This is a genomic window from Nocardioides caricicola (genome assembly GCF_039541135.1).
Lineage (GTDB): Bacteria > Actinomycetota > Actinomycetes > Propionibacteriales > Nocardioidaceae > Nocardioides > Nocardioides caricicola.
Window position 1 is genome coordinate 655,491 of the sequence record NZ_BAABFQ010000007.1, and the last position, 19,652, is coordinate 675,142.

20 protein-coding genes are annotated in these 19,652 nt (G+C 73.7%); 6 read left to right on the top strand and 14 right to left on the bottom strand.

The window, feature by feature from the left end; genetic code table 11:
* Positions 1-45 precede the first annotated feature (45 nt).
* Entirely contained in the window at positions 46-1,356 is a 1,311-nt protein-coding gene (locus tag ABD875_RS17290; protein WP_345180437.1) for an FAD-dependent monooxygenase, read from the top strand.
* On the top strand, positions 1,353-2,603 hold the full coding sequence (locus tag ABD875_RS17295) for a GNAT family N-acetyltransferase (RefSeq protein ID WP_345180439.1): 1,251 nt from the start codon (positions 1,353-1,355) through the stop codon (positions 2,601-2,603). Before ABD875_RS17290 ends, ABD875_RS17295 begins: the two co-directional genes overlap by 4 nt.
* On the opposite strand, the gene ABD875_RS17300 is transcribed toward ABD875_RS17295, so the two are convergent.
* The 4 genes from ABD875_RS17300 to ABD875_RS17315 are packed head-to-tail and all read right to left on the bottom strand — an operon-like array spanning position 2,600 to position 6,183.
* Positions 2,600-3,286: a class I SAM-dependent methyltransferase gene (locus ABD875_RS17300; RefSeq protein ID WP_345180440.1), complete on the bottom strand. Its 687-nt coding sequence runs from the start codon at positions 3,284-3,286 to the stop codon at positions 2,600-2,602. The genes ABD875_RS17295 and ABD875_RS17300 overlap by 4 nt on opposite strands.
* Positions 3,283-4,071, bottom strand: coding sequence for an ABC transporter ATP-binding protein (locus tag ABD875_RS17305; protein ID WP_345180442.1), 789 nt, complete (start codon positions 4,069-4,071; stop codon positions 3,283-3,285). Before ABD875_RS17305 ends, ABD875_RS17300 begins: the two co-directional genes overlap by 4 nt.
* Positions 4,068-5,072 (bottom strand): ABC transporter substrate-binding protein, encoded by a 1,005-nt coding sequence (locus ABD875_RS17310; RefSeq protein ID WP_345180444.1) that lies wholly within the window; start codon positions 5,070-5,072, stop codon positions 4,068-4,070. Before ABD875_RS17310 ends, ABD875_RS17305 begins: the two co-directional genes overlap by 4 nt.
* A gap of 22 nt (positions 5,073-5,094) precedes the next feature.
* Positions 5,095-6,183, bottom strand: coding sequence for a FecCD family ABC transporter permease (locus ABD875_RS17315; protein ID WP_345180446.1), 1,089 nt, complete (start codon positions 6,181-6,183; stop codon positions 5,095-5,097).
* Positions 6,184-6,315: 132 nt separating this feature from the next.
* On the opposite strand from ABD875_RS17315, the gene ABD875_RS17320 reads away from it, so the two are divergent.
* The 3 genes from ABD875_RS17320 to ABD875_RS17330 all read left to right on the top strand — a co-directional run bounded on the left by ABD875_RS17320 (position 6,316) and on the right by ABD875_RS17330 (position 8,461).
* Entirely contained in the window at positions 6,316-7,224 is a 909-nt protein-coding gene (locus ABD875_RS17320; RefSeq protein WP_345180447.1) for a metallophosphoesterase, read from the top strand.
* Positions 7,221-7,904: a ZIP family metal transporter gene (locus ABD875_RS17325; protein ID WP_345180449.1), complete on the top strand. Its 684-nt coding sequence runs from the start codon at positions 7,221-7,223 to the stop codon at positions 7,902-7,904. The genes ABD875_RS17320 and ABD875_RS17325 overlap by 4 nt, the downstream gene beginning before the upstream one ends.
* Positions 7,905-8,002: 98 nt before the next feature.
* Positions 8,003-8,461, top strand: a complete 459-nt coding sequence (locus ABD875_RS17330; RefSeq protein ID WP_345180451.1) for a hypothetical protein — start codon at positions 8,003-8,005, stop codon at positions 8,459-8,461.
* Positions 8,462-8,473: 12 nt separating this feature from the next.
* Here the strand turns inward: ABD875_RS17330 and ABD875_RS17335 are convergent, their stop codons facing one another.
* From ABD875_RS17335 to ABD875_RS17380, 10 genes are all read right to left on the bottom strand, one after another.
* Complete coding sequence (locus ABD875_RS17335) at positions 8,474-9,010, bottom strand: nucleotidyltransferase domain-containing protein (RefSeq protein WP_345180453.1); 537 nt, start codon at positions 9,008-9,010, stop codon at positions 8,474-8,476.
* 163 nt (positions 9,011-9,173) lie between these two features.
* Entirely contained in the window at positions 9,174-9,473 is a 300-nt protein-coding gene (locus ABD875_RS17340; protein WP_345180454.1) for a metal-sensitive transcriptional regulator, read from the bottom strand.
* A 4-nt stretch (positions 9,474-9,477) separates the two neighbouring features.
* Complete coding sequence (locus tag ABD875_RS17345; RefSeq protein WP_345180455.1) at positions 9,478-11,733, bottom strand: heavy metal translocating P-type ATPase; 2,256 nt, start codon at positions 11,731-11,733, stop codon at positions 9,478-9,480.
* Between the two features lie 16 nt (positions 11,734-11,749).
* A complete protein-coding gene (locus ABD875_RS17350) occupies positions 11,750-12,667 on the bottom strand; it encodes a heavy-metal-associated domain-containing protein (protein WP_345180456.1) in 918 nt (305 codons plus the stop codon).
* Entirely contained in the window at positions 12,664-12,876 is a 213-nt protein-coding gene (locus ABD875_RS17355) for a heavy-metal-associated domain-containing protein (RefSeq protein WP_345180458.1), read from the bottom strand. The genes ABD875_RS17350 and ABD875_RS17355 overlap by 4 nt, the downstream gene beginning before the upstream one ends.
* Before the next feature lie 89 nt (positions 12,877-12,965).
* Positions 12,966-13,310, bottom strand: coding sequence for a DUF6069 family protein (locus tag ABD875_RS17360; RefSeq protein WP_345180459.1), 345 nt, complete (start codon positions 13,308-13,310; stop codon positions 12,966-12,968).
* Between the two features lie 23 nt (positions 13,311-13,333).
* Positions 13,334-14,341 (bottom strand): RNA polymerase subunit sigma-70, encoded by a 1,008-nt coding sequence (locus tag ABD875_RS17365; protein ID WP_345180532.1) that lies wholly within the window; start codon positions 14,339-14,341, stop codon positions 13,334-13,336.
* Complete coding sequence (locus tag ABD875_RS17370) at positions 14,341-15,297, bottom strand: acyl-ACP desaturase (RefSeq protein ID WP_345180460.1); 957 nt, start codon at positions 15,295-15,297, stop codon at positions 14,341-14,343. Before ABD875_RS17370 ends, ABD875_RS17365 begins: the two co-directional genes overlap by 1 nt.
* Positions 15,298-15,341: 44 nt before the next feature.
* Positions 15,342-16,043, bottom strand: a complete 702-nt coding sequence (locus tag ABD875_RS17375) for an acyltransferase (protein WP_345180461.1) — start codon at positions 16,041-16,043, stop codon at positions 15,342-15,344.
* A 10-nt stretch (positions 16,044-16,053) separates the two neighbouring features.
* Positions 16,054-16,653, bottom strand: coding sequence for a TetR/AcrR family transcriptional regulator (locus tag ABD875_RS17380; RefSeq protein WP_345180463.1), 600 nt, complete (start codon positions 16,651-16,653; stop codon positions 16,054-16,056).
* 55 nt (positions 16,654-16,708) lie between these two features.
* Here ABD875_RS17380 and ABD875_RS17385 point away from each other — a divergent pair, with 55 nt between their 5' ends.
* Positions 16,709-19,651 (top strand): type II toxin-antitoxin system Rv0910 family toxin, encoded by a 2,943-nt coding sequence (locus tag ABD875_RS17385; protein ID WP_345180464.1) that lies wholly within the window; start codon positions 16,709-16,711, stop codon positions 19,649-19,651.
* Position 19,652 lies beyond the last annotated feature (1 nt).

Genomic DNA, 19,652 nt, shown 5'->3' on the forward strand with positions numbered 1-19,652 from the left:
ACGCATTCAAGGGTCGGCGCGGGCAAAGAGTCCTACGCTGGCCGCATGTACGACGGACCGCCGGTGGTCGTCGTCGGGAACGGACCGGTCGGCCAGACGGCCGCGCTGCTGCTGGCCCGCTGGGACGTGCCCGTGCTGGTCGTCGACGCGCACCCGCGGCGCGAGGTCGTCGGGTCGCGCTCGATCTGCCAGCAGCGCGACACCCTGGACATCTGGGACACCGTCGGCGCCGGGCGGACGATCGCGGACGAGGGCGTGACCTGGCGGGTGGCGCGCACGTACTACCGCGAGCACGAGCTGTTCCACGTGGCGTTCTCCGACAGCAGCGGCTCGGCTTTCCCGCCGTGGGTGAACATCGGGCAGGCCCGCGTCGAGCAGGTCCTCGACGAGCGGATCGCGGCCACGCCGGGGATCGAGGTGCGCTGGGGCACGACCGTCACCGGCATCACCGCCCGTCCCGGCGGCGTGCGCGTCCACACCGATCGGGGTGACATCGAGGCGCCGTACGTCGTCGGCTGCGCGGGTGCTCGGGGCGAGGTCGTGCGTCGGGCGATCGGCGCGGACTTCGAGGGCCGCACGTTCGACGACCAGTTCCTGATCTGCGACATCCGCTGCGACCTGCCCGACCGCGAGCTCGAGCGGCGCTTCTACTTCGACCCCGCCTGGAATCCGGGCCGCCAGGTGCTGATGCATCCCTGCCCGGACTCGACGTACCGCATCGACTGGCAGGTGCCGCCCGGCTTCGACCTCGAGCAGGAACGCGCGAACGGCGACCTGGACCGACGCATCCGCCGGATCGTCGGCGACCAGGAGCACGAGGTCGTCTGGTGCACGGTGTACCGCTTCCACTCGCGGTGCGCGACGTCGATGGGCCGAGGGCGGGTGCTGTTGGCGGGCGACGCCGCGCACCTCATGGCGCCGTTCGGCGCACGCGGGCTGAACTCCGGCGTCGCCGACGCCGAGAACGCCGCCTGGCGCATCGCCTACGCGCTGCACGGCTGGGCGGACCCGAGCATCGTGGACGCGTACGACGCCGAGCGGCGCGCGGCCGCGCGGGAGAACCTCGCGGTCACCACGCGCACGATGGACTTCCTCGTCCCGCAGAGCGAGTCCGGCTGGGCGCACCGCCGCGACGTGCTCGAGCGCGCGGTCACCGACCCCGACGCCCGCGCGCTGATCGACTCCGGCCGGCTCTACGCGCCGTTCCGGTACGGCGCCGACCCGGACCCGGTCGTCGGGGCGCTGCATCCCGACCACGGCGTGCGGGCGGCGGCGCGACGGGCGCGCGGCGGCTTCCTCACCCACGACAATCTGGTTGTCCGACCCGACGGCCACGTTGTTGGCTGGGGCCCATGACTGACATCCGGGTGGGCGTGGCCGCCGACGCCGAGCGGTTCCTGCGCACCGACACCGTGGTCTGGTTCCAGGAGGAGCTGTCCGCCCCGGTCGAGACGCAGCTGCTGGGCGTGCCCGCCGACCAGCGCTTCGCCGCCGAGCTCGACGCGCCCACCGACCCGACGACGTACCCCGGCATCTACGGCGTGTACCCGCTCGAGCTGGCCGTCCCGGGCGACCGGCTCGTCCCGTGCGCCGGGCTGACGTGGGTGGGCGTGCACCCCGACCACCGCCGGCGGGGCGTGCTGTCGGCGATGCTGCGCCACCACTTCGAGCAGGTGCGCGACACCCCCGGCACCGCGGTGTCGGCGCTGCACGCGAGCGAGCCCGCGATCTACGGCCGCTACGGCTACGGGCTGGCGTCGCTGGAGCTGCCGATCACGCTGTCGCGCGGCACCACGCTGACCGCGCCCGGGCTCGACGAGGCGGCCGGTGCGATCACCACGCAGCTGGTGAGCGTCCGCGACGCCGGCACCCCGGAACGGATGCACGCCTGCCACCGCGCGGTCGCCGACATGGGATCGGTGGTCGGGGCGGCGTCCTACTACGAGCGGCTGTGCCTGTCGGTCCCCGAGTGGCTGCGCGACAAGGAGCCGTGGCGGGTGCTGTTCGCGCGGCGGGACGGGCGCGACGTCGGGTTCGCGATGCTGCGCCGCGACCAGAAGTGGGAGGACGCCCGGCCGTCGGGAAGCATGGACGTCCCGCTGCTGGTCGGCGACCCCGCCACCCGGCTGGCGCTGGTGCGCCGGCTGGTCGACTTCGACCTGGTGAGCAGCGTCCGACTGCGCACCGGCTACGCCGAGGACCCGGTCCTCACCTGGGTCGGGGGCCCACGCTCGACGTCGACGGTGTCGACCTACGACTGCCTGTGGATCCGCCTCGTCGACCTGCCCGCCGCGCTCGCCGCCCGCGCGTGGAGCGCGCCGTGCGACGTGGTCGTCGAGGTCGTCGACACCTACGCCCCCTGGAACGCCGGCCGCTGGCGGATCCGCGCCGACGCCTCCGGCGCCGCGACCGCCGAGCGCACCGACGCCGACGCCGACCTGCTGCTGCCGGTCGAGGCGCTCGGAGCGGCGTACGTCGGGGGCGGGAACCTGGTCGGCCGGGTGCGAGCCGGGCTGGTCACCGAGGCGCGTCCCGGCGCGGCCGCCGAGCTGTGGCGGGCGATGCGCACGGACGTCGCCCCGGCGGCGTCGATGATGTTCTAGCCGGCCAGCCGCCCGCTGACGAGGTACTGCAGCTGGACGTCGTGCCCGGGCGCGACGCCGTGGGCGCGGTCGAGCTCCAGGACCTCCTCGAGCGGCGTCACGGTGACGTCGGCCAGGCCCGCGCGGCGCAGGACCTCGGCGGTCTCGTCGATGGTCCGCGCGTCGGCCAGCGGGAGGGTGGCGTCGGGGCGGTCGCCGTACAGGTTGCCGAGACCGTCGGTGAACCACGTGCTGTCGACGACGGCGACGACACCGCCGGGCCGGAGCAGGCGGACCCAGCTCGCGACCGCCGCGTCGGGGTCGCGCAGCGTCCACATGACGTAGCGGCCGACGACCGCGTCGTACGACGCCGGCGGGAAGTCGGGCGCCACCGCGTCGCCGGCCAGGATGCGCGGCGGGCGCACCGAGGCGGCGGCGTGCCCGCGGGCGATGTCGAGCATCCCGTCCGCGAGGTCGATCCCGGTGACCCGGTGCCCGAGGTCGGCGAGCAGGCAGGCGACGTGCCCGCTGCCCGTCCCGACATCGAGCACGTCGACGGGCGCCGGCGGCAGCGCCGGCGACCAGACCCGGACCCAGGCGTCCCGGTCGAGGTCGCGTCGTTCGGGCCGCTGCTGGTAGGCGTCGTACTCCGGCGCCCGGTCGGTCCAGTACGCGTTGATGGTGTCCTGCAGCTGCGGGTTCATGCGGTGACGTCCTGTGGGTCGAAGGGATGGAACAGCAGGTGGAAGCGGCAGGCGGCCTCGATCCGCTCGATGCCGATGCCGTACACGGGCTCGAGGACCTCCGCCCGGAGGACCTCGTCGACGCTGCCGGCGGCCGCGACGCCGCCGGCGCCGAGGAGGACCAGGTCGTCGCAGTAGCGGGCGGCGAGGTTGAGGTCGTGGAGCACCACGACCGTGGTGGTGTCGAGGTCGCGGGCCAGGCGGGCGACGAGGCCGAGCACCTCGTGCTGGAACCGGATGTCGAGGTGGTTGGTGGGCTCGTCGAGCAGCAGGTGCGTCGACTGCTGGGTGAGCGCCCGGGCGATCAGCACGCGCTGGCGCTCACCGCCGGAGAGGCCCCCGAACGGCCGCCGCGCCAGGTGTGCGGCCCCGACCCGCTCGAGCGCCCGTGCCGCGATCGCGTGGTCGTCGGATCCGGCGCGCTGGAACGTCGACAGGTGCGGCCCGCGCCCGAGCAGCACGACCTCGGCGACCGTCATCGAGCTCTCGCCGCCGGCCTCCTGCACGACGACCGCGAGCCGGCGGGCCGCCTCCTGCGGGGCGAGGGAGGACAGCGGGTCGCCGTCGACGGTGACCGATCCCGTGGGGCTGCTCAACGCGCCGTACAGCAGCCGCAGGAGCGTCGTCTTCCCGCTCCCGTTGGGACCGATCAGTCCCAGCACCCGCCCGTGCGGTGCTGCGAGCGTCACCGCCCGCAGCACCGAGGACCGGCCGTAGGACCAGGAGAGCTGGTCGGCCCGGATCACGATCCGAACCGTTCCACGATCCGCTCGAGCCCCTCGACCGAGAGCGGCGTGGGGGGCTCGGTGAAGTTGAACAGCTGCGCCATCACGTCGCCGTTGCGGACCGCGGTCAGGTCCTCCGCGCCGGGCAGCTCGGTGATGGCGTCCTCGACGGCGGCCGGGTCGCCCTCGCTGTGGAGCAGGATCAGGACGTCGGGGTCACGACCGAGCAGCTCCTCCAGGGTCACCTCGAACACCCGCTCGTCGACGTCGCCGAACGCGTTCACGAAGCCAGCTGCCCGGAGCTGCGGCGCCGCCATGCTCTTGGTGCCGTAGGCGTAGGTCACGCCGCCGCCGACGGTCGGGTAGAGCACCGCCGCCGTACGCCCCGAGGGCGCACCCGCCTGCGCCTCGACCTCGGCGAGGTCACCCTTCAGCTCTGCGATGGCCGCCCGGGCCTCGGCCTCGCGGCCGAAGACCTCGCCGTACAGCTCGAGCTGGGCCCAGACGTCGTCGAAGCCGGGATCGTCGACGCCCTGCTCGCAGAGCGCGGGCTCCTCGATGAGCGGGATGCCGACGCTGTCGAGCGTGGCGCGGGAGAGGTTGTCGACCTCGCCGAGCACGAGGTCCGGCTCCTGGCTGATCACGACCTCCTTGGAGATCTGGAGGTGGCCGCTGCTGTCGAGCTCGTCGGTCAGCAGCGGGATCGCCTCGAGCTCGGCCAGGGTCTCGTCGTCGTAGTAGTCGGGCGGGTACTGCCCGGCCCGCGCGGTGACCCGGTCCAGCACCCCGAGCTCGTGGAGGAAGGGCACCGACGAGCTCTTGAGCAGCACGACGCGCTGCGGCGCCGCGTCGAACGTGACCTCGGCGCCGCAGTTCTCGATCGTCACCGGGTGGCTGCCGGTGCCGGCCGATGCGGGCTCCGGTGCGTCCGCCTCCGCCCCGCACGCGGTCAGGACACCGGTGAGCAGCACGGACGCGGCGATCCAGCCGGGAGCAGGACGGCGAGAGGGCTGGGTGGGCACGGTTCTCCTTCGGGGTTGGTGGCTAGACGCCGGTGGCGTGCAGCCGGCGGATCAGCACGAGCAGGAACGGCGCGCCGACGAGGGAGGTGATGATCCCGATCGGGATCTCCTGCGGCGCGAAGAGCGTCCGGGCGAGGACGTCGGCCCAGACCAGGAGGATCGCGCCCATCAGCGCGGCCACCGCGACGACGCGGACGTGCGGCCCGCCGACGGCGCGTCGGGCGAGGTGCGGCACGACCAGCCCGACGAAGCCGATGCTGCCCGACGCCGCGACCACGACCCCGACGCAGAGGGCGACCACGAGCAGCAGCTGGAGCCGGAACCGCTCCGGGCGCACGCCGAGGGTGTGGGCGGTCTCGTCCCCGATCGCCAGCGCGTCGAGCCGGCGCCCCCAGGCGGTCAGCAGCGCCGCGGCGCCGAGCACGACCACCGCGACGATCGCGAGCGGGGTGCCCCACTCGGCGAGGGCGAGCGACCCGAGCAGCCAGAACATCACCGACCGAGCACCCTCGGCCGAGCCGGACGCGAAGATGAGGAAGCTGGTCAGGGCGTAGAGCGCGTAGCCGACGGCGACCCCGGCCAGCAGCAGCCGGACCGACGTGACGCGGCCGGCACTGCGGGCCACGAGGAACACCAGGAGCGACGCGGCGAGCGCGCCGAGGAACGCCATCGCCTGCAGGGCGTGCTCGACGTACCCGACCCCGACGCCGAAGAGGATCGCCGCGGCGGCACCGCTCGACGCCCCGGAGTTCACCCCGAGCAGGTACGGGTCGGCCAGCACGTTGCGCACCATCGCCTGGAGGGCCACCCCGCAGATCGCGAGACCGGCGCCGACGAGCGCACCCAGGAGCACCCGCGGCAGGCGCACCTGCCACACGATCGCGTCCGCCGGCGCGCTCCAGGTCCGCTCGGCGGGCCAGCCCAGCAGGTGGTGGCCGACGACCTGGGCGACGGTGCTCGCGGGCACCACGACGGCACCCACGCCGACGCCGGCGACGACCGTCGCGACCAGGCCGAGCGCGAGGCCGGCGAGCCACAGCCGGGTCCGTCGCCGGCCGGCCGCGAGCCCGAGCGGGTCGGCGCTCGCGACCTCGTCCGCCGTGTCGCGCACGCCGCCCCTCGCTTCCCTTATTGCCCAGTCTTTGCAATAGCGGAAACGTAGCAACAAGCGGTCGTCACCGCGCAGGCGCCCCGCGCGGCGCGACGAGCCCGCGGTCCGGTCTCGGCCGGTAGCGTGAGACCCGTGCAGTTCGGCCAGTACCCGAGTCCCGGTCATGTCGTCGCCCACCTGAGCGACCCGCACCTGCTCGCCGACGCGTTGCAGTACGGCGTCATCGACACCGAGGCCGGCCTCGAGCTGGCCCTGGCCCGGCTCGCGCGGCTCGACCCGGCCCCGCAGGCGCTGGTCTTCACCGGCGACCTCGCCGACAAGGCCGAGCCGAAGGCGTACGCCCGGCTGCGCGAGATCGTCGAGCCCGCGGCGGCGGCCATGGGCGCCGAGGTCGTGTGGGTCATGGGCAACCACGACGAGCGGGCGACGTACGCCCGCGAGCTGTTCGGCGAGGACAGCGAGCTGACGCAGGACCGGGTGTACGACGTCGACGGGTTGCGGATCGTCTCGATCGACTCCACCGTGCCGGGCTACCACCACGGCGAGCTGAGCGACGAGCAGCTCGCCTGGCTGGGCGACGTCCTCGCCACGCCGGCGCCGCACGGGACCGTGCTGGCGATGCACCACCCGCCGATCCCGGTGCCGATGATGCCGGTCGCGGCGATCATCGAGCTGCTCGACCAGCATCGCCTGGCCGACGTCGTGGCGGGCAGCGACGTCCGCGCGATCCTCGGCGGCCACTTCCACTTCTCGTCGCACTCGATGTTCGCCGGCATCCCGGTCTCGGTCGCGTCCGCGACCTGCTACACCGGCGACCCGGCGCCGCTCGACCGCTTCGTGTCCGGGGTGGACGGGCACCAGGCGATCTCGATGCTGCACGTGTACGACGACCGCATCGTGCACACGATCGTGCCGGTCGAGGACGCGCCCGAGGTGAGTGGCTACCCGTCCGACGTCCGTGCCCAGTTCGAGGCGCTGAGTCCCGAGGAGCGCCACGAGCTGGTCTCCAGCAAGACCTCGCCGCTGTACGCGGGCGAATGACCGAGGCCCTCCTCTGGGGACTGCTCGCCGCAGGGTCCCTCCTCCTGGGTCAGGCCCTGGCCGGGCCGCTGGCCGGGTCGCGGCGCTCCGTCGGGCTGATGATGGCCTTCGGCGGCGGCACCCTGATCAGCGCGGTCGGCTACGAGCTCATCCCGGAGGCCAACCTCGATCTCGGCTGGGAGGTCGGCGCGGCGTTCCTCGTCGGCGCGCTCGCCTACTACGTCGGCGCCCGGCTGGTCGACCGCGGCGGCAGCTCGGGCACGGCCCTGTTCCTCGGCGCGCTGCTCGACGGGATCCCCGAGTCCTTCATCCTCGGCCTCGGCCTGGCCCTCGGCGGCTCGATCAGCCTCGCGTTCCTCGCCGCCGTCTTGCTGTCGAACATCCCGGAGGGCCTGGCGGGCACCGCCGACATGCGGGAGTCGGGGGTCGGCGAGCGCCGGATCACCGTGATGTGGGGCTCCCTGACCGTCGTCTGCGGCCTCGCGTCGATGGCGGGGTACGTCGTCGCCGACTCCGGCTCGCACAGCGGCGAGATCGCCAGCGCGTTCGCGGGCGGCGCCGTGCTGACCATGCTCGCCGACTCGATGGTCCCGGAGTCCTACGAGCGCGCCGGCCGGCTCGCGGGGCTCTTCACCGTGCTCGGGTTCCTCGTCGCCGGCATCCTCAGCGCCGCGCAGTAGCAGTCCTGCCCCCGCCGCGGTAAAACGGGTGCCGCGACGCCGTACCGGCGACGGGAACGGCAGAATGGACCGTCCATGCCAATCTCGGGAGGGCAGCGATGAGCATCAACGCGCACACGTACGGCGATCCGTACGCACGATCCGGCGGCAGCAACGGCGGCAACGGCGGCGGCGACGACGCGTCCGACGGTTCGGCGGCAGCCCGGCTGCTGGAGATCACGGCCCGCGAGACCGAGCAGTGGCGCGCGGACGCCAGGAGCGAGGCGGCCGCCCTCGTGGCTGCGGCCCGCCGCGAGTCCGACGACCTCGTCCAGGCCGCCCGCGCGGAGGCCGAACGGCTGGTGAGCGCCGCGCAGAGGGAGGCGGCGCAGGCGACCGGCGATGCCCGCGTCGAGGCGTACCGCATCCGCGAGGACGCGGCGGCCTCGCGCCAACGACACGAGGAGCACATCGCGCAGCTCGAGGAGGTGGAGACCGAGCACCGCGAACGGTTGCGGCGCCACCTGACCGAGATGCTCGACCAGATCGACCCGCCCTCGGGTGCGGCCGGCTCCTGACCTCCGGGGTCGCTACAGCTCGCTGAGCCAGGGATGGTTCGGTGTCGTCCGGGCGACCGCGTCGCGAAGCCAGGCGCGGGCACCAGAGTCCAGCATCGGGAGGGCCACCTCCGCGTCCTGCCGGTCCTTCTCCCGCGCCTGCGCAGCCTTGAACAACAGCGCCACCTCGGGCTTGGAGTAGCGCAGTCCGTCGGAGGCAACCCAGGTGACCGTCTCGAGGTCCTCCGTGTGCGCCAGGTAGCGCTTGTTCGTCCAGCGCCCCTCGGTGTCCGGCGTGAGCGGGACGTCCAGGACCCACGGGGACTGCGCGTCCCGCCGCACCCAGAGCTGACTGTCCGGCCGCACCTCCCGGAACCGGTCGTCGAACGGCCGGAACCATGACTCGTCGACGTTCCACGGTGTCCAGCGGTCGCCGAGGAACGACCGGAAGGCCTCGGCGTCGCTCGACAGCATGGAGATGTCCATGTCCTCGTGCACCCTGCTGACACCCGTGAAGACCTCGATGCTCCACCCTCCGACGATCCACCACGGTCGGTCGAAGCCAGCCATGAACTCGGCGATGTTCGAGGGGTCCAGGGGCTCCCAACCGCCGTACCACCGTCGAAGGGCGTCTGGCGGGAGGTGCCCTGCCGCGGCTGGTTCCGGTGTCGGAGGCGGCGAGGGAGTCGTCGGCACGAGCGACGAGACTACGCGCGCTCCACTGCGCTGGACGTCAGGAGCGCACGAGCCGCGCGATCGCCTCGGAGGCTTCCTTCAGCTTCTCCTCCGCGGCCGGGCCGCCCTCGATCGCCGCGTCCATGACGCAGTGCTTGAGGTGGTCGTCGAGGAGGCCGAGCGCGACCGACTCGAGGGCCTTCGTGAGCGCGCTGACCTGGGTGAGGATGTCGATGCAGTACTTCTCCTCCTCGACCATCCGGTGGATGCCGCGGGCCTGGCCCTCGATCCGCTTGAGCCGCGCGAGGTAGCGGTCCTTGTCCGAGATGTAGCCGTGGTGGCTGTGGGTCGCGGTCATGGGATCAGTCTCTCTGCTCAGGGGTGGTGGAGACGGCGTGGCTCGCGAACGAGCGCAGCCGCAGGCTGTTGCCGACGACGAACACGCTGGAGAACGCCATCGCGGCGCCGGCCAGCATCGGGTTCAGCAGGCCGAGGGCGGCCAGGGGGATCGCGGCCACGTTGTAGGCGAACGCCCAGAACAGGTTGACCTTGATCGTGCCGAGGGTCCGGCGGGACAGCCGGATCGCGTCGGCGGCGCTGCGCAGGTCGCCGCGCACCAGGGTGATGTCCGCGGCCTCGATGGCCACGTCGGTGCCGGTGCCCATCGCCAGGCCGAGGTCGGCCTGGGCGAGCGCGGCGGCGTCGTTGACACCGTCCCCGACCATCGCGACGACCTTGCCCTCGCCCTGCAGGTCGCGGACGACGGCGACCTTGTCCTGCGGCAGGACCTCCGCGACGACCCGGTCGATGCCGACCTCTGCGGCGATCTGCTCGGCCACTGCCCGGTTGTCGCCGGTGAGCAGCACCGGCGTCAGCCCGAGCGCCTTCAGCTGGTCGACCGCCTCACGGCTGGTCGGCTTCACGCGGTCGGCGACGACGAGCACACCGCGCGCGGCGCCGTCCCAGCCGACCGCGACCGCGGTCCGCCCCTGGGCCCGGGCGTGGGCCATGGCGCCCGCGAGCTCGTCGTCGAGGTGCTGCGACCACTCGGCGAGCAGCGACTCCCGGCCGACCAGGACCGCGTGGCCGTCGACGATGCCCTGGACGCCGGTGCCCTCGACGTTCGCGAAGTCCTCCGGGTCCGGCAGCGGCCCGGCCTCCTCGGCCGCGCCGCGGGCGATCGCCCGGGCGATGGGGTGCTCGGACGCGGCCTCGAGGGCACCGGCGAGACGGAGCAGCTCCGCGCGGGAGACCCCCGCGCCGGTGACCACGTCGACCAGCGTCATCGTGCCCGTGGTGACCGTGCCGGTCTTGTCGAGGACGACGGTGTCGACCCTGCGGGTCGACTCCAGCACCTCCGGCCCCTTGATGAGCACGCCGAGCTGGGCGCCCCGGCCGGTCCCGACCAGCAGCGCCGTCGGCGTCGCCAGCCCCAGGGCGCACGGGCACGCGATGATGAGGACGGCGACCGCGGCGGTGAACGCGGCGGCCGCAGGGAACCCGGCGCCCAGCCACGCGCCCAGGGTGCCGACCGCGATCGCGATGACGATCGGGACGAACACGCCCGCGACCCGGTCGGCGAGCCGCTGCACCTCGGCCTTGCCGGACTGCGCGTCCTCGACGAGCTTGGCCATCTGCGCCAGCTGCGTGTCGCCGCCGACGCGCGTCGCGCGCACGACCAGCCGACCTCCGGCGTTGACGGTCCCGCCGGTGACCGCGTCCCCCACGGCCACCTCGACCGGCACCGACTCGCCGGTGAGCATCGAGGCGTCGACCGCCGACGTACCGCCGACGACCACGCCGTCGGTGGCGATCTTCTCGCCCGGGCGCACGACGAACTCGTCACCGACCGTCAGCTCAGCGGTCGGGATGCGGGTCTCGACGCCGTCGCGCAGGACGGCGACGTCCTTGGCGCCGAGCTCCAGCAGCGCGCGCAGCGCCGCCCCGGCCTGCCGCTTCGACCGCTTCTCGAAGTACCGGCCCGCCAGCAGGAACATCGTGACGCCGGCGGCGACCTCGAAGTAGATGTTCGCGGCGCCGTCGGTGGGACTGACGGTGAGCTCGAACGGGTGGGTCATGCCGGGCTCGCCGGCGGTGCCGAAGAACAGCGCGTAGAGCGACCAGGCGAACGCCGACAGCGTGCCCAGCGAGACCAGGGTGTCCATGGTCGCGGCGCCGTGCCGCAGGTTGGTCCAGGCGGCCTTGTGGAACGGCCACGCCGCCCACAGCACGACCGGCGCCGCCAGCGTCAGCGACGCCCACTGCCAGTACTCGAACTGCAGCGCCGGCACCATCGCCATCGCGATCACGGGTACGGCGAGCACGATCGAGCCGATGAGCCGCTGCCGCAGCGCGACCAGCTCGGCGTCGGGGCGCTCCTCGTCCGCGTCGGCGTCGGGCGCGGCCGGGAGGCTCGCGGTGTAGCCGGCCTTCGCCACCTCGGCGATCAACGTCTCCGCGTCGAGCCCGTCGGGCGCGTGCACCTGCGCCTTCTCGGTCGCGTAGTTCACGGTCGCGGTGACGCCGTCGAGCTTGTTCAGCTTCTTCTCGATCCGCATCGCGCAGGAGGCGCAGGTCATGCCGCCGATCTCGAGCTCGATGACCGGTGTGGTGCCCATGGTTCCTCCTCCGCGATCAGTGGGTGTGGGTGTCGACGACGAACGGCGCGCTGTGCACCTGGCCGTCGACCTGGAAGTCCAGGTAGAGCAGGTACCGACCCGGGGTCGGCGCCTGCGCCATGAACGAGATCTCCGGCCCGGAGGTCTCACCTGCGGCGGGCTCGTCGCCCTCCGGGTGGACGTGCAGGAAGGCGAGGTCACCCTCGCGCAACGCCACCAGGTGGCCGAACGCGCCGAGGTAGGGCTCGAGCGTGGTCACGGGCTCGCCGTCCTGGGTCACGGTCAGGGTGAGCTGCGAGCTCTCGCCGACCTCCAGGTCACCGGTGAGGGCGACGGTGAAGCCGTCGACCTCGGCGGTGTCGGTCGGCGTCGCTACCACCGGCGCGAACGCCCCGGTCACCTCGACGGTCCGGGTCAGCGTGACCGGCTGGCCCTCGGGGTCGTCGGCGGGCACGAAGTCGGCGTACACGCGGTAGGTGCCGGCCGCACGCCACTCCCAGGGCAGCGACCAGGTGCCGTCGGCCGCCATCGTCGGGTGGACGTGGCGGAACCTGCTGCCGTCGGAACGGACGACGATCAGGTGCAGCTCCTTGTCGTGCTCGGTGGCGAAGCTGGTGAGCGCTTCGCCGTGCGCGTCGCGCACCTGGAACGACAGCGTCCCGCGATCGCCGACCTGGTCCGGCGCGGCGACCGGCGCGAGCAGGTAGCCGTCCTGGGCGCTGCTCACCCCGCGGACCGCACTCGCGGTCTCCGCGGGGTGCTCGTCGCCATGACCGGCCGAGTCCTCGGCCCCCATCTCGTGGCCGCCGTCGGCCTCCTGCGTCCAGCTGTCGACCGTGCTCTGCGGGACGACCGCGCCGGCTGCGGCGAAGGCGCCGACGAAGAGCACGGCCAGCCCCGCGCCGTACAACCCGAGCCGAGGGGCGGTGTTCATGAGGTCCGCACCGCCTGGTATCCGGCCTCGTCGACGGCCGCGATCACGGCGGCGTCGTCGAGGGGCTCGGCGGCGGTGATGACCAGCCTGCCGGTCTCGTGGCTGACCTGGACGTCCTGGACACCCGGCAGCGTGCCGACCTCCTCGCGGACCGACATCTCGCAGTGGCCGCACGTCATGCCGGTGACCTGGTACTCGCTCGTGCTCATCGGGGGCTCCTTCTCCGTTGCAATGATACCCCTGGGGGGTACTGGTGTTCGTACCATATACCCCCCAGGGGTATCACGCAACGGCGAGCTCAGCGCAGGCCCCGCGCGAGCGCGGGGACCATCACCGCCGCCGCCAGGAGATGGAGCGCGACCAGGGTGACCGCCGTCGCGGCGTCCCCGGCGAGCAGCAGGGGTGGGACCAGCGAGAGCACGGTCAGCGTCCCGGCGACCGACACGAACCGCTTGGCCGGCCGGTCGCTCCACCGCCGGAGCGCCAGGGCGATCCCGACACCGACGAGCGAGAGGAAGCAGGTGACGGTGGCGATCCCCGGGACCGGGATCGCCTCGCCTCCCGAGACCTCGAGGTCGATCCCGAGGGCGTGGGCGAGCGCGGCGGCGAGCGTGGTGGACGCCGTCGCCGCGAGCGTGGCCACCAGGCCACGCAGCGCGAGGGACCTCACCGGGTCGCGGGCAGCCGCTCGGGCAGGCCGAGACGTGCGAACTGGTCGTCGTGGAAGATCGTGACCTCGGTGATCCGCCCGCCGCTGACGCGCAGCACGTCGAGGGTCAGCGGGACGTGGGCGTCCTCCGCGTCCCGCCAGAGGTAGAACGCGACCGCGGGCTGCCGGTTCACGGAGGTGGGTACGCCGCGCAGGCCGGTGATCTCCGTGAAGCCGTCCTGCACCCAGTCGGCCAGGACGGCGTCGCGACCGCGGTGCACGCCCGGCGTCGGCGGCATCGAGCTGCGGACGTCGTCGCGCAGCATCGCCGCGAGGGTGTCGATGTCGGTGGCCACGGTCGCGTCGGTGAACCGTCGGACCAGCTCGCGGGTCGCCGCGTCGTCCTCGCCACCGGTCCAGTCCTGCCGCTCGGCGGGCAGGTGCTCGCGCATGCCGGCGCGAGCCCGCTGGAGCGCGGAGTTCACCGAGTTCACGGAGTCGCCGAGCAGCTCCGCCACCTCCTTGGCCGGCCAGCCCACGACGTCGCGCAGCAGCAGCGCGGCCCGCGGGCGCGGCGCGAGGTGCTGGACCGCGACGACGTACGCCAGCTCGAGGGTCTCCCGCGCCGCGGCCGCGACCTCCGGGTCGTCGAGCAGCCGGTCGGGGTAGGGCTGCAGCCACAGCACCTCGCCGCCGGTGGCGGGCTCCGGCCGCTTCGTCGCGAGCAGGTCCAGGCAGGTGTTCGTCGCGATCCGGTAGAGCCACGCGCGGAACGTCGAGCGTCCCTCGAAGGTCTCGCGCCGGCGCCAGGCCCGCAGGAACGTCTCCTGCACGGCGTCCTCGGCGTCGTCGAACGACCCGAGCATCCGGTAGCAGTGCACGTGCAGCTCGCGCCGGTGTCGCTCGGCCAGCGCCGAGAACTCCTGCTCGTCGGTCTCCGCCATCCTCGTGTCCACGGTCATCTCGCCATCCCTCTCGTCGTCGTACCCGTCGTCCATGTGACGGGTGACGCCGCGAGAACTCATCACGAGGCGACGATGTCGGGCTTCCTGCCGTCGGCGCGGGCGGCGTCGCGGGCCCGGTTCTCCGCGCGCCGGTCGACGAACTTCGTCGCCTGGGCGTCGAGCGCCTCGAGGAACGCCCCGAGCTCCTCGCGGGCCCGCTCCCCCTCGGGGCCGAGCCCGGTGCGGTCGAAGACGTCCCAGTGCCGCAGCACCGGCATGATCACGTCGTCGTGGTGCAGCCGCAGGTCGTAGATCCCGGCCTTGGCGATGAGCATCGAGCTGCGCCGGAAGCCCGCCATCGTCGCGCCCGGCATCTCGAACCCGATCACCTCGTCGGCGATCGCGCGCATCGTCGCGTCCGGCGCGATCTCCAGCGCCGCGGCCACGATGTTGCGATAGAAGACCATGTGCAGGTTCTCGTCCTTGGAGATCCGCGCGAGCATCCGGTCGGCGATCGGGTCGCCCGTGACCTTGCCGGTGTTGCGGTGCGAGACCCGCGTCGCGAGCTCCTGGAACGACACGTACGTCACCGCCTCGAGCGCGGTCTTGTCGCCGGAGTCGTAGCCGGAGGTCATGTACTCCATCCGCGCCCTCTCGAGCTCGACCGGGTCGACACCGCGCGTGACGACGAGGTAGTCGCGCATCGCGATGCCGTGCCGGTTCTCCTCCGCGGTCCAGCGCCCCACCCAGGTGCCCCACGCGCCGTCCCGGCCGAAGCGGGTGGCGATCTCGCGGTGGTACGACGGCAGGTTGTCCTCGGTGAGCAGGTTCGTGAACATCGCGGCCTTGGCCGTCTCGGACAGCTGCGACTGCTCCGGCGACCAGTCCTCCCCGCCGAGCATGGCGAAGTCGCGGCCCTGGCTCCACGGGATGTAGTCGTGCGGGTGCCACTCCTGGGCCATCGAGAGGTGCCGGTCGAGGTTCTCGGCGACGACAGGCTCGAGCTCCTCCAGCAGGTTGGGCGGCGTCGTGGTCACCTTCAGCTCCCTCGGTCGGTTGCCCCCTGCACCGAGGCTATGCCCTACGCGCTCACGATGGTGTCGTCCGGCTCGTCGAAGAGTCCGCCGAAGTGCCCGGAGGTGATCGGGCGTACGTCGCCGCGGGCGCCGATCCACCCCACGCCCGGCTCGTAGCGGCGGATCAGCTTGGCCGGTGCGCCGCCGACGACGCTGTGGTCGGCGACGTCGCCGCGGACGACGGACCCGGCCGCGACCACGACGTTCCGGCCGATGGTCGCGCCGGGCAGGATGATCGCGCCGTGCCCGATCCAGGAGCCGGACCCGATCCGGACCGGGAGGTGGGCGCCGAACTGCTCGCCGATCGGCAGCGTCGGGTCCTGGTAGCCGTGCCCGGAGTCGGTGACGAACACGTCCTGGCCGAACCACACGTCGTCGCCGATCTCGATGGAGACGTGGGCGACGATCGTGATCCGCGCGCCGAGCACGGTGCGGTCGCCGATGACGAGGCCGCGCTCGGGGAGGTTCGCCTGCGTCGGGCCGTAGCCCACCGACAGCGACGCCTGCCGGCCGACCAGCACGTCCTCGCCGAGGTGGATGGCGCGGGTGCCCATCAGGGTGGCGGCGGGGAAGCCGAGGCTGCTGCCCCGGCCGAAGCTGCCGAACCGCTCGGCCTCGCGCGTGCCGGGCACGATCTCGCCGGCCCGGCTCGCCCAGCGCCAGCCGGCGAGCAGGGCCCGGTTGGCCAGCCGCTTCGCGAAGTTCACGGTCGGGACCCTAGCCGGAGTCGCGCTCCGCGAGCTCGCGTACGGCGGACTTCCACGCCTCGACGACGGCCGACGTCCCGGCCCTGGGGCGGAGGATGCCGGCGAGGTGGGAGCCGGTCAGCAGGTCGATCGTGAACTGCACGAGCATCGGCGCGCGGGGATGGTCGTCACCGGCGAGCACCGTCACGCGGCGGTGAACCGTGGCGTAGATCCGCTCCTGCAGGGGCAGCAGCGCCTGGCGGAGGTCGGCATCGGTACGGGCGGCGACCCACAGCTCGAGGGCAGCGGCGAACGGCGGCTGCTGGAGCTCGTCCCAGACGAGGTCCACGACGTCGTCCCAGCTGCCGGCCGCGGTGGCGGCCTCGAGCTCCGGGCCGGTGAGCACCCGCAGGCGGCGCTCGATGATGTCCTCGACCACGCCCCCCATCAGCGCGCCGCGGGTCGGGAAGTGGTGCAGCAGGGTGCCCCGGGCGACGCCGGCGCGCTGCTGGACCTCGCCGACCGTGGTGCCGCCGTACCCGCGCTCCAGGAGGCTCTCGTAGGCGGCCTCGAGCACCTTGGCGCGCGTCGCGGCGGACCGCTCCTGCTGGGTGCGGCGGCCGGTCGACATGGCCGCGACCCTATGCTCTCCCGAAACAGTCTGGTCAGACGGAAAGTTGGTCTCGATGTCTCGCCCCTCCTCGTCGCGCCGCGTGCTGCGCAGCGCTCGCACGTTGGCGCCGGTCCTGGCGCAGACCGCCAAGGTGACCGTGACGGACGTCGTGGGCAGGTTCCGCGCGGGCTCCGACGCGAGTACGCCGGACGTCTCGGTGCCGGCGCCGGACGGTCTCGACGACTACGCGCGGCAGGTCCATGCGGTGCGGACCGTGGGGGCGGCGCCGGCCGCCGTCGTCGACCTGGTCTCCGACCTGGGCCGGGCGCACGAGTGGCTGACGCTGCACCTGTCCTGGCGCGGCGAGCGCCCGGACCGGATGGGCGTGGGTGACGAGTTCGTCCAGCAGATCTCGCTCATGGACATCCCCGCGCAGGCGCGCTGGCGGGTCGAGCGGGCCGACGAGAGCGGCTTCGAGCTCCGCGGCACGGGACCGATGGGCATCACGGTGGGGCTGTGGTGCACGGTCGTCGCGGCGCGGGGCGGTGCGGCGGTGCGCCTGGACGGAGCGCTGGACGGGGCACCGGTGCGGGGCCCCGTCGGCCTGACCGCGGTCCGCAGCGTCGAGACCGCCCTGACCGAGTCCCTGGAGGCCCTGGCCGGCCTCCTGGACGGCAGCCCGGGCCGGCAGGGCCGGTTCGCGGACGAGCCCGTGCTCCACGAGCGCACCGGGAGGATGCTGGATCCCTCGACCCCGGTCGTCATCGGAGCCGGCCAGGTCGTCCAGCGGACCCCGGACCTCGCGGCGCCGGTCGAGCCGGTCGAGCTGGCGGTCCGGGCGCTGCGGTCGGCCGCCGACGACGCGGGCGTCTCCGCCGACCTGCTGGCCCGCGCCGACCTGGTCTACGCCGTGCCCACCGCCTCGTGGACCTATCCGGACCAGGCCGGCCTGGTGGCCGAGCTGGTCGGCGCCACCGAGGCGGGCACCGTGCAGACCTCGCCGTACGGCGGCGACGGTGCGCAGCTCGCGCTCAACGACGCCGCCCAGCAGGTCGCGGACCAGGCGGCGCACGTCGTCCTCGTCAGTGGCGCCGAGGCCGGTGCCACCGTCGCGGCGCTCCAGGCGCAGGGTCGTGAGCCGGCATGGACCCGGCAGGATCCGGACGCCGGGCCCGACCGGGTGATCGGGGTGGACCGGCCGGCGAACAACGAGGCCGAGACGAGCGTCGGGCTGGGCGCCCCCATCTACGTGTACGCGCTGATCGAGTCCGCGCTGCGCGGCGAGTCCGGCGCCGGCGCCGAGGAGCACCAGCAACGGATCGCGGACCTGTGGGCGCGGCACAGCGCCGTCGCGGCGGGCAACCCCTACGCCTGGGACCCCACCGAGCGCACCGCGACCGAGATCGGCGTGCCGGGCGCGACCAACCGGGCGGTGTCCGAGCCGTACACCAAGCTGATGTGCGCGAACCTCCAGGTCGACCTCGCCGCGGGCGTGATCGTGGCCAGCGTCGCCGCCGCGCAGGCTCTCGGGGTCCCTCAGGACCGGTGGGTCTTCCTGCACGCCGGGGCCTCCGCGACCGACGAGTGGTTCGTCTCCGAACGCGCCGACCTGACCTCCTCGCCGGCGATCGAGGCCGCCGGCGCGGCCGCTCTGGACCACGCCGGGATCAGCGTCGCGGACCTGGGGCCGATCGACCTCTACTCCTGCTTCCCGGCCGCCGTGCAGCTCGGCGCCCGAGCGCTCGGCCTCCCGTGGCAGGACCCGGACCGGCCACTGAGCGTGACCGGCGGTCTCACCTCGGCCGGCGGCCCCGGCAACAACTACGGGCTGCACGCGGTCGCCACCCTCGTCCCGCTGCTGCGGGCGCAGCCGGAGCAGTACGGGCTGTCCAGCTCGCTGGGCTGGTACGCGACCAAGCACGCCCTCGGCGTCTACTCCGCGACCCCGCCCGCGCGGCAGTTCGCCCACCTCAAGCCGGCGTTCGAGCGCCCGGCGCCGCGACCGGTCCGCACCGAGCTGGACGGGCCCGCGGTCATCGAGGCCGTGACGATCTCGCACGACCGCGAGGGGAACGTCGAAGGTGCGGTGCTCTCGGCGATCACCCCGGGCGGTGAGCGGGTCCTGCTCCGCCGCGAGGACGCGGCCGGCATCGAGGCCCTGACCGCCGCTGACCCGCTCCGGCGCACCGTGCGGCTCGAGGACGGCGACCTCGTCGTCGACGGGGAGCGGCAGCCGCTCCCCGCCCCGCCCCCGTCCCCGGTGCTGACCGGCCGTGACGGCGACGAGGTCTGGGTCATCACCCTCAACCGCCCGCGCTCCCGCAACGCCGTCGACCGGCTGACCGCCCAGCTCCTCGAGCGGGCGGTCGACGACGCCGAGGCCGACGACACCGTCCGGGTCATCGTGCTCACCGGGGCGGGTGACACCTTCTGTGCGGGGATGGACCTCGCCGGAGCCAACCGCGGCGAGGTCCCGGTCACCGACCGCCGCGGCCCGCTGGGGCTGACCGCCGAACCACCCACCAAGCCCACGATCGCCGCGGTCGAGGGGCCCGCGCTCGCCGGGGGCTTCGAGCTCGCCCTGTGCGCCGACCTCATCGTCGCCGCGCAGGACGCGACGTTCGGCCTGCCCGAGGCCAAGCGCGGTCTGCTCGCCGCTGCCGGCGGGCTGTGGCGCACCGCCACCCGGCTCCCCCGTGCCGTGGCGCTGGAGCTCGCCCTGGTCGGCGACCCGCTCCCGGCTCAGCGCCTCGCCGAGCTGGGACTGGTCAACACCGTCGTCCCGCGCGGGGAGACCCTGGCCTCCGCGCTCGCGGCGGCGCACCGCATCGCGGCCAACGCGCCGCTGTCGGTCCGCGTGGGCAAGCACATCGTCGACGTCGCACCCACCTGGACCCCCGCGGAGGCGTTCGCCCGCCAGAGCGAGCTCGCCAGCCCCGTCCTGCTCTCCGACGACGCCCGCGAGGGAGTCGCGGCCTTCACCGAGAAGCGGGAGCCCCGCTGGACCGGTCGCTGAC

Excerpts from the sequence above, each read along its gene's own strand:
- ABD875_RS17350 (WP_345180456.1), bottom strand. The coding sequence starts at position 12,667 with ATGAACACCGCCCCTCGGCTCGGGTTGTACGGCGCGGGGCTGGCCGTG.
- ABD875_RS17325 (WP_345180449.1), top strand. The coding sequence starts at position 7,221 with ATGACCGAGGCCCTCCTCTGGGGACTGCTCGCCGCAGGGTCCCTCCTC.
- ABD875_RS17340 (WP_345180454.1), bottom strand. The coding sequence starts at position 9,473 with ATGACCGCGACCCACAGCCACCACGGCTACATCTCGGACAAGGACCGC.
- ABD875_RS17385 (WP_345180464.1), top strand. The coding sequence starts at position 16,709 with ATGTCTCGCCCCTCCTCGTCGCGCCGCGTGCTGCGCAGCGCTCGCACG.
- ABD875_RS17300 (WP_345180440.1), bottom strand. The coding sequence starts at position 3,286 with ATGAACCCGCAGCTGCAGGACACCATCAACGCGTACTGGACCGACCGG.
- ABD875_RS17380 (WP_345180463.1), bottom strand. The coding sequence starts at position 16,653 with ATGTCGACCGGCCGCCGCACCCAGCAGGAGCGGTCCGCCGCGACGCGC.
- ABD875_RS17295 (WP_345180439.1), top strand. The coding sequence starts at position 1,353 with ATGACTGACATCCGGGTGGGCGTGGCCGCCGACGCCGAGCGGTTCCTG.
- ABD875_RS17330 (WP_345180451.1), top strand. The coding sequence starts at position 8,003 with ATGAGCATCAACGCGCACACGTACGGCGATCCGTACGCACGATCCGGC.
- ABD875_RS17355 (WP_345180458.1), bottom strand. The coding sequence starts at position 12,876 with ATGAGCACGAGCGAGTACCAGGTCACCGGCATGACGTGCGGCCACTGC.
- ABD875_RS17290 (WP_345180437.1), top strand. The coding sequence starts at position 46 with ATGTACGACGGACCGCCGGTGGTCGTCGTCGGGAACGGACCGGTCGGC.
- ABD875_RS17335 (WP_345180453.1), bottom strand. The coding sequence starts at position 9,010 with ATGGCTGGCTTCGACCGACCGTGGTGGATCGTCGGAGGGTGGAGCATC.
- ABD875_RS17345 (WP_345180455.1), bottom strand. The coding sequence starts at position 11,733 with ATGGGCACCACACCGGTCATCGAGCTCGAGATCGGCGGCATGACCTGC.
- ABD875_RS17365 (WP_345180532.1), bottom strand. The coding sequence starts at position 14,341 with ATGAGTTCTCGCGGCGTCACCCGTCACATGGACGACGGGTACGACGAC.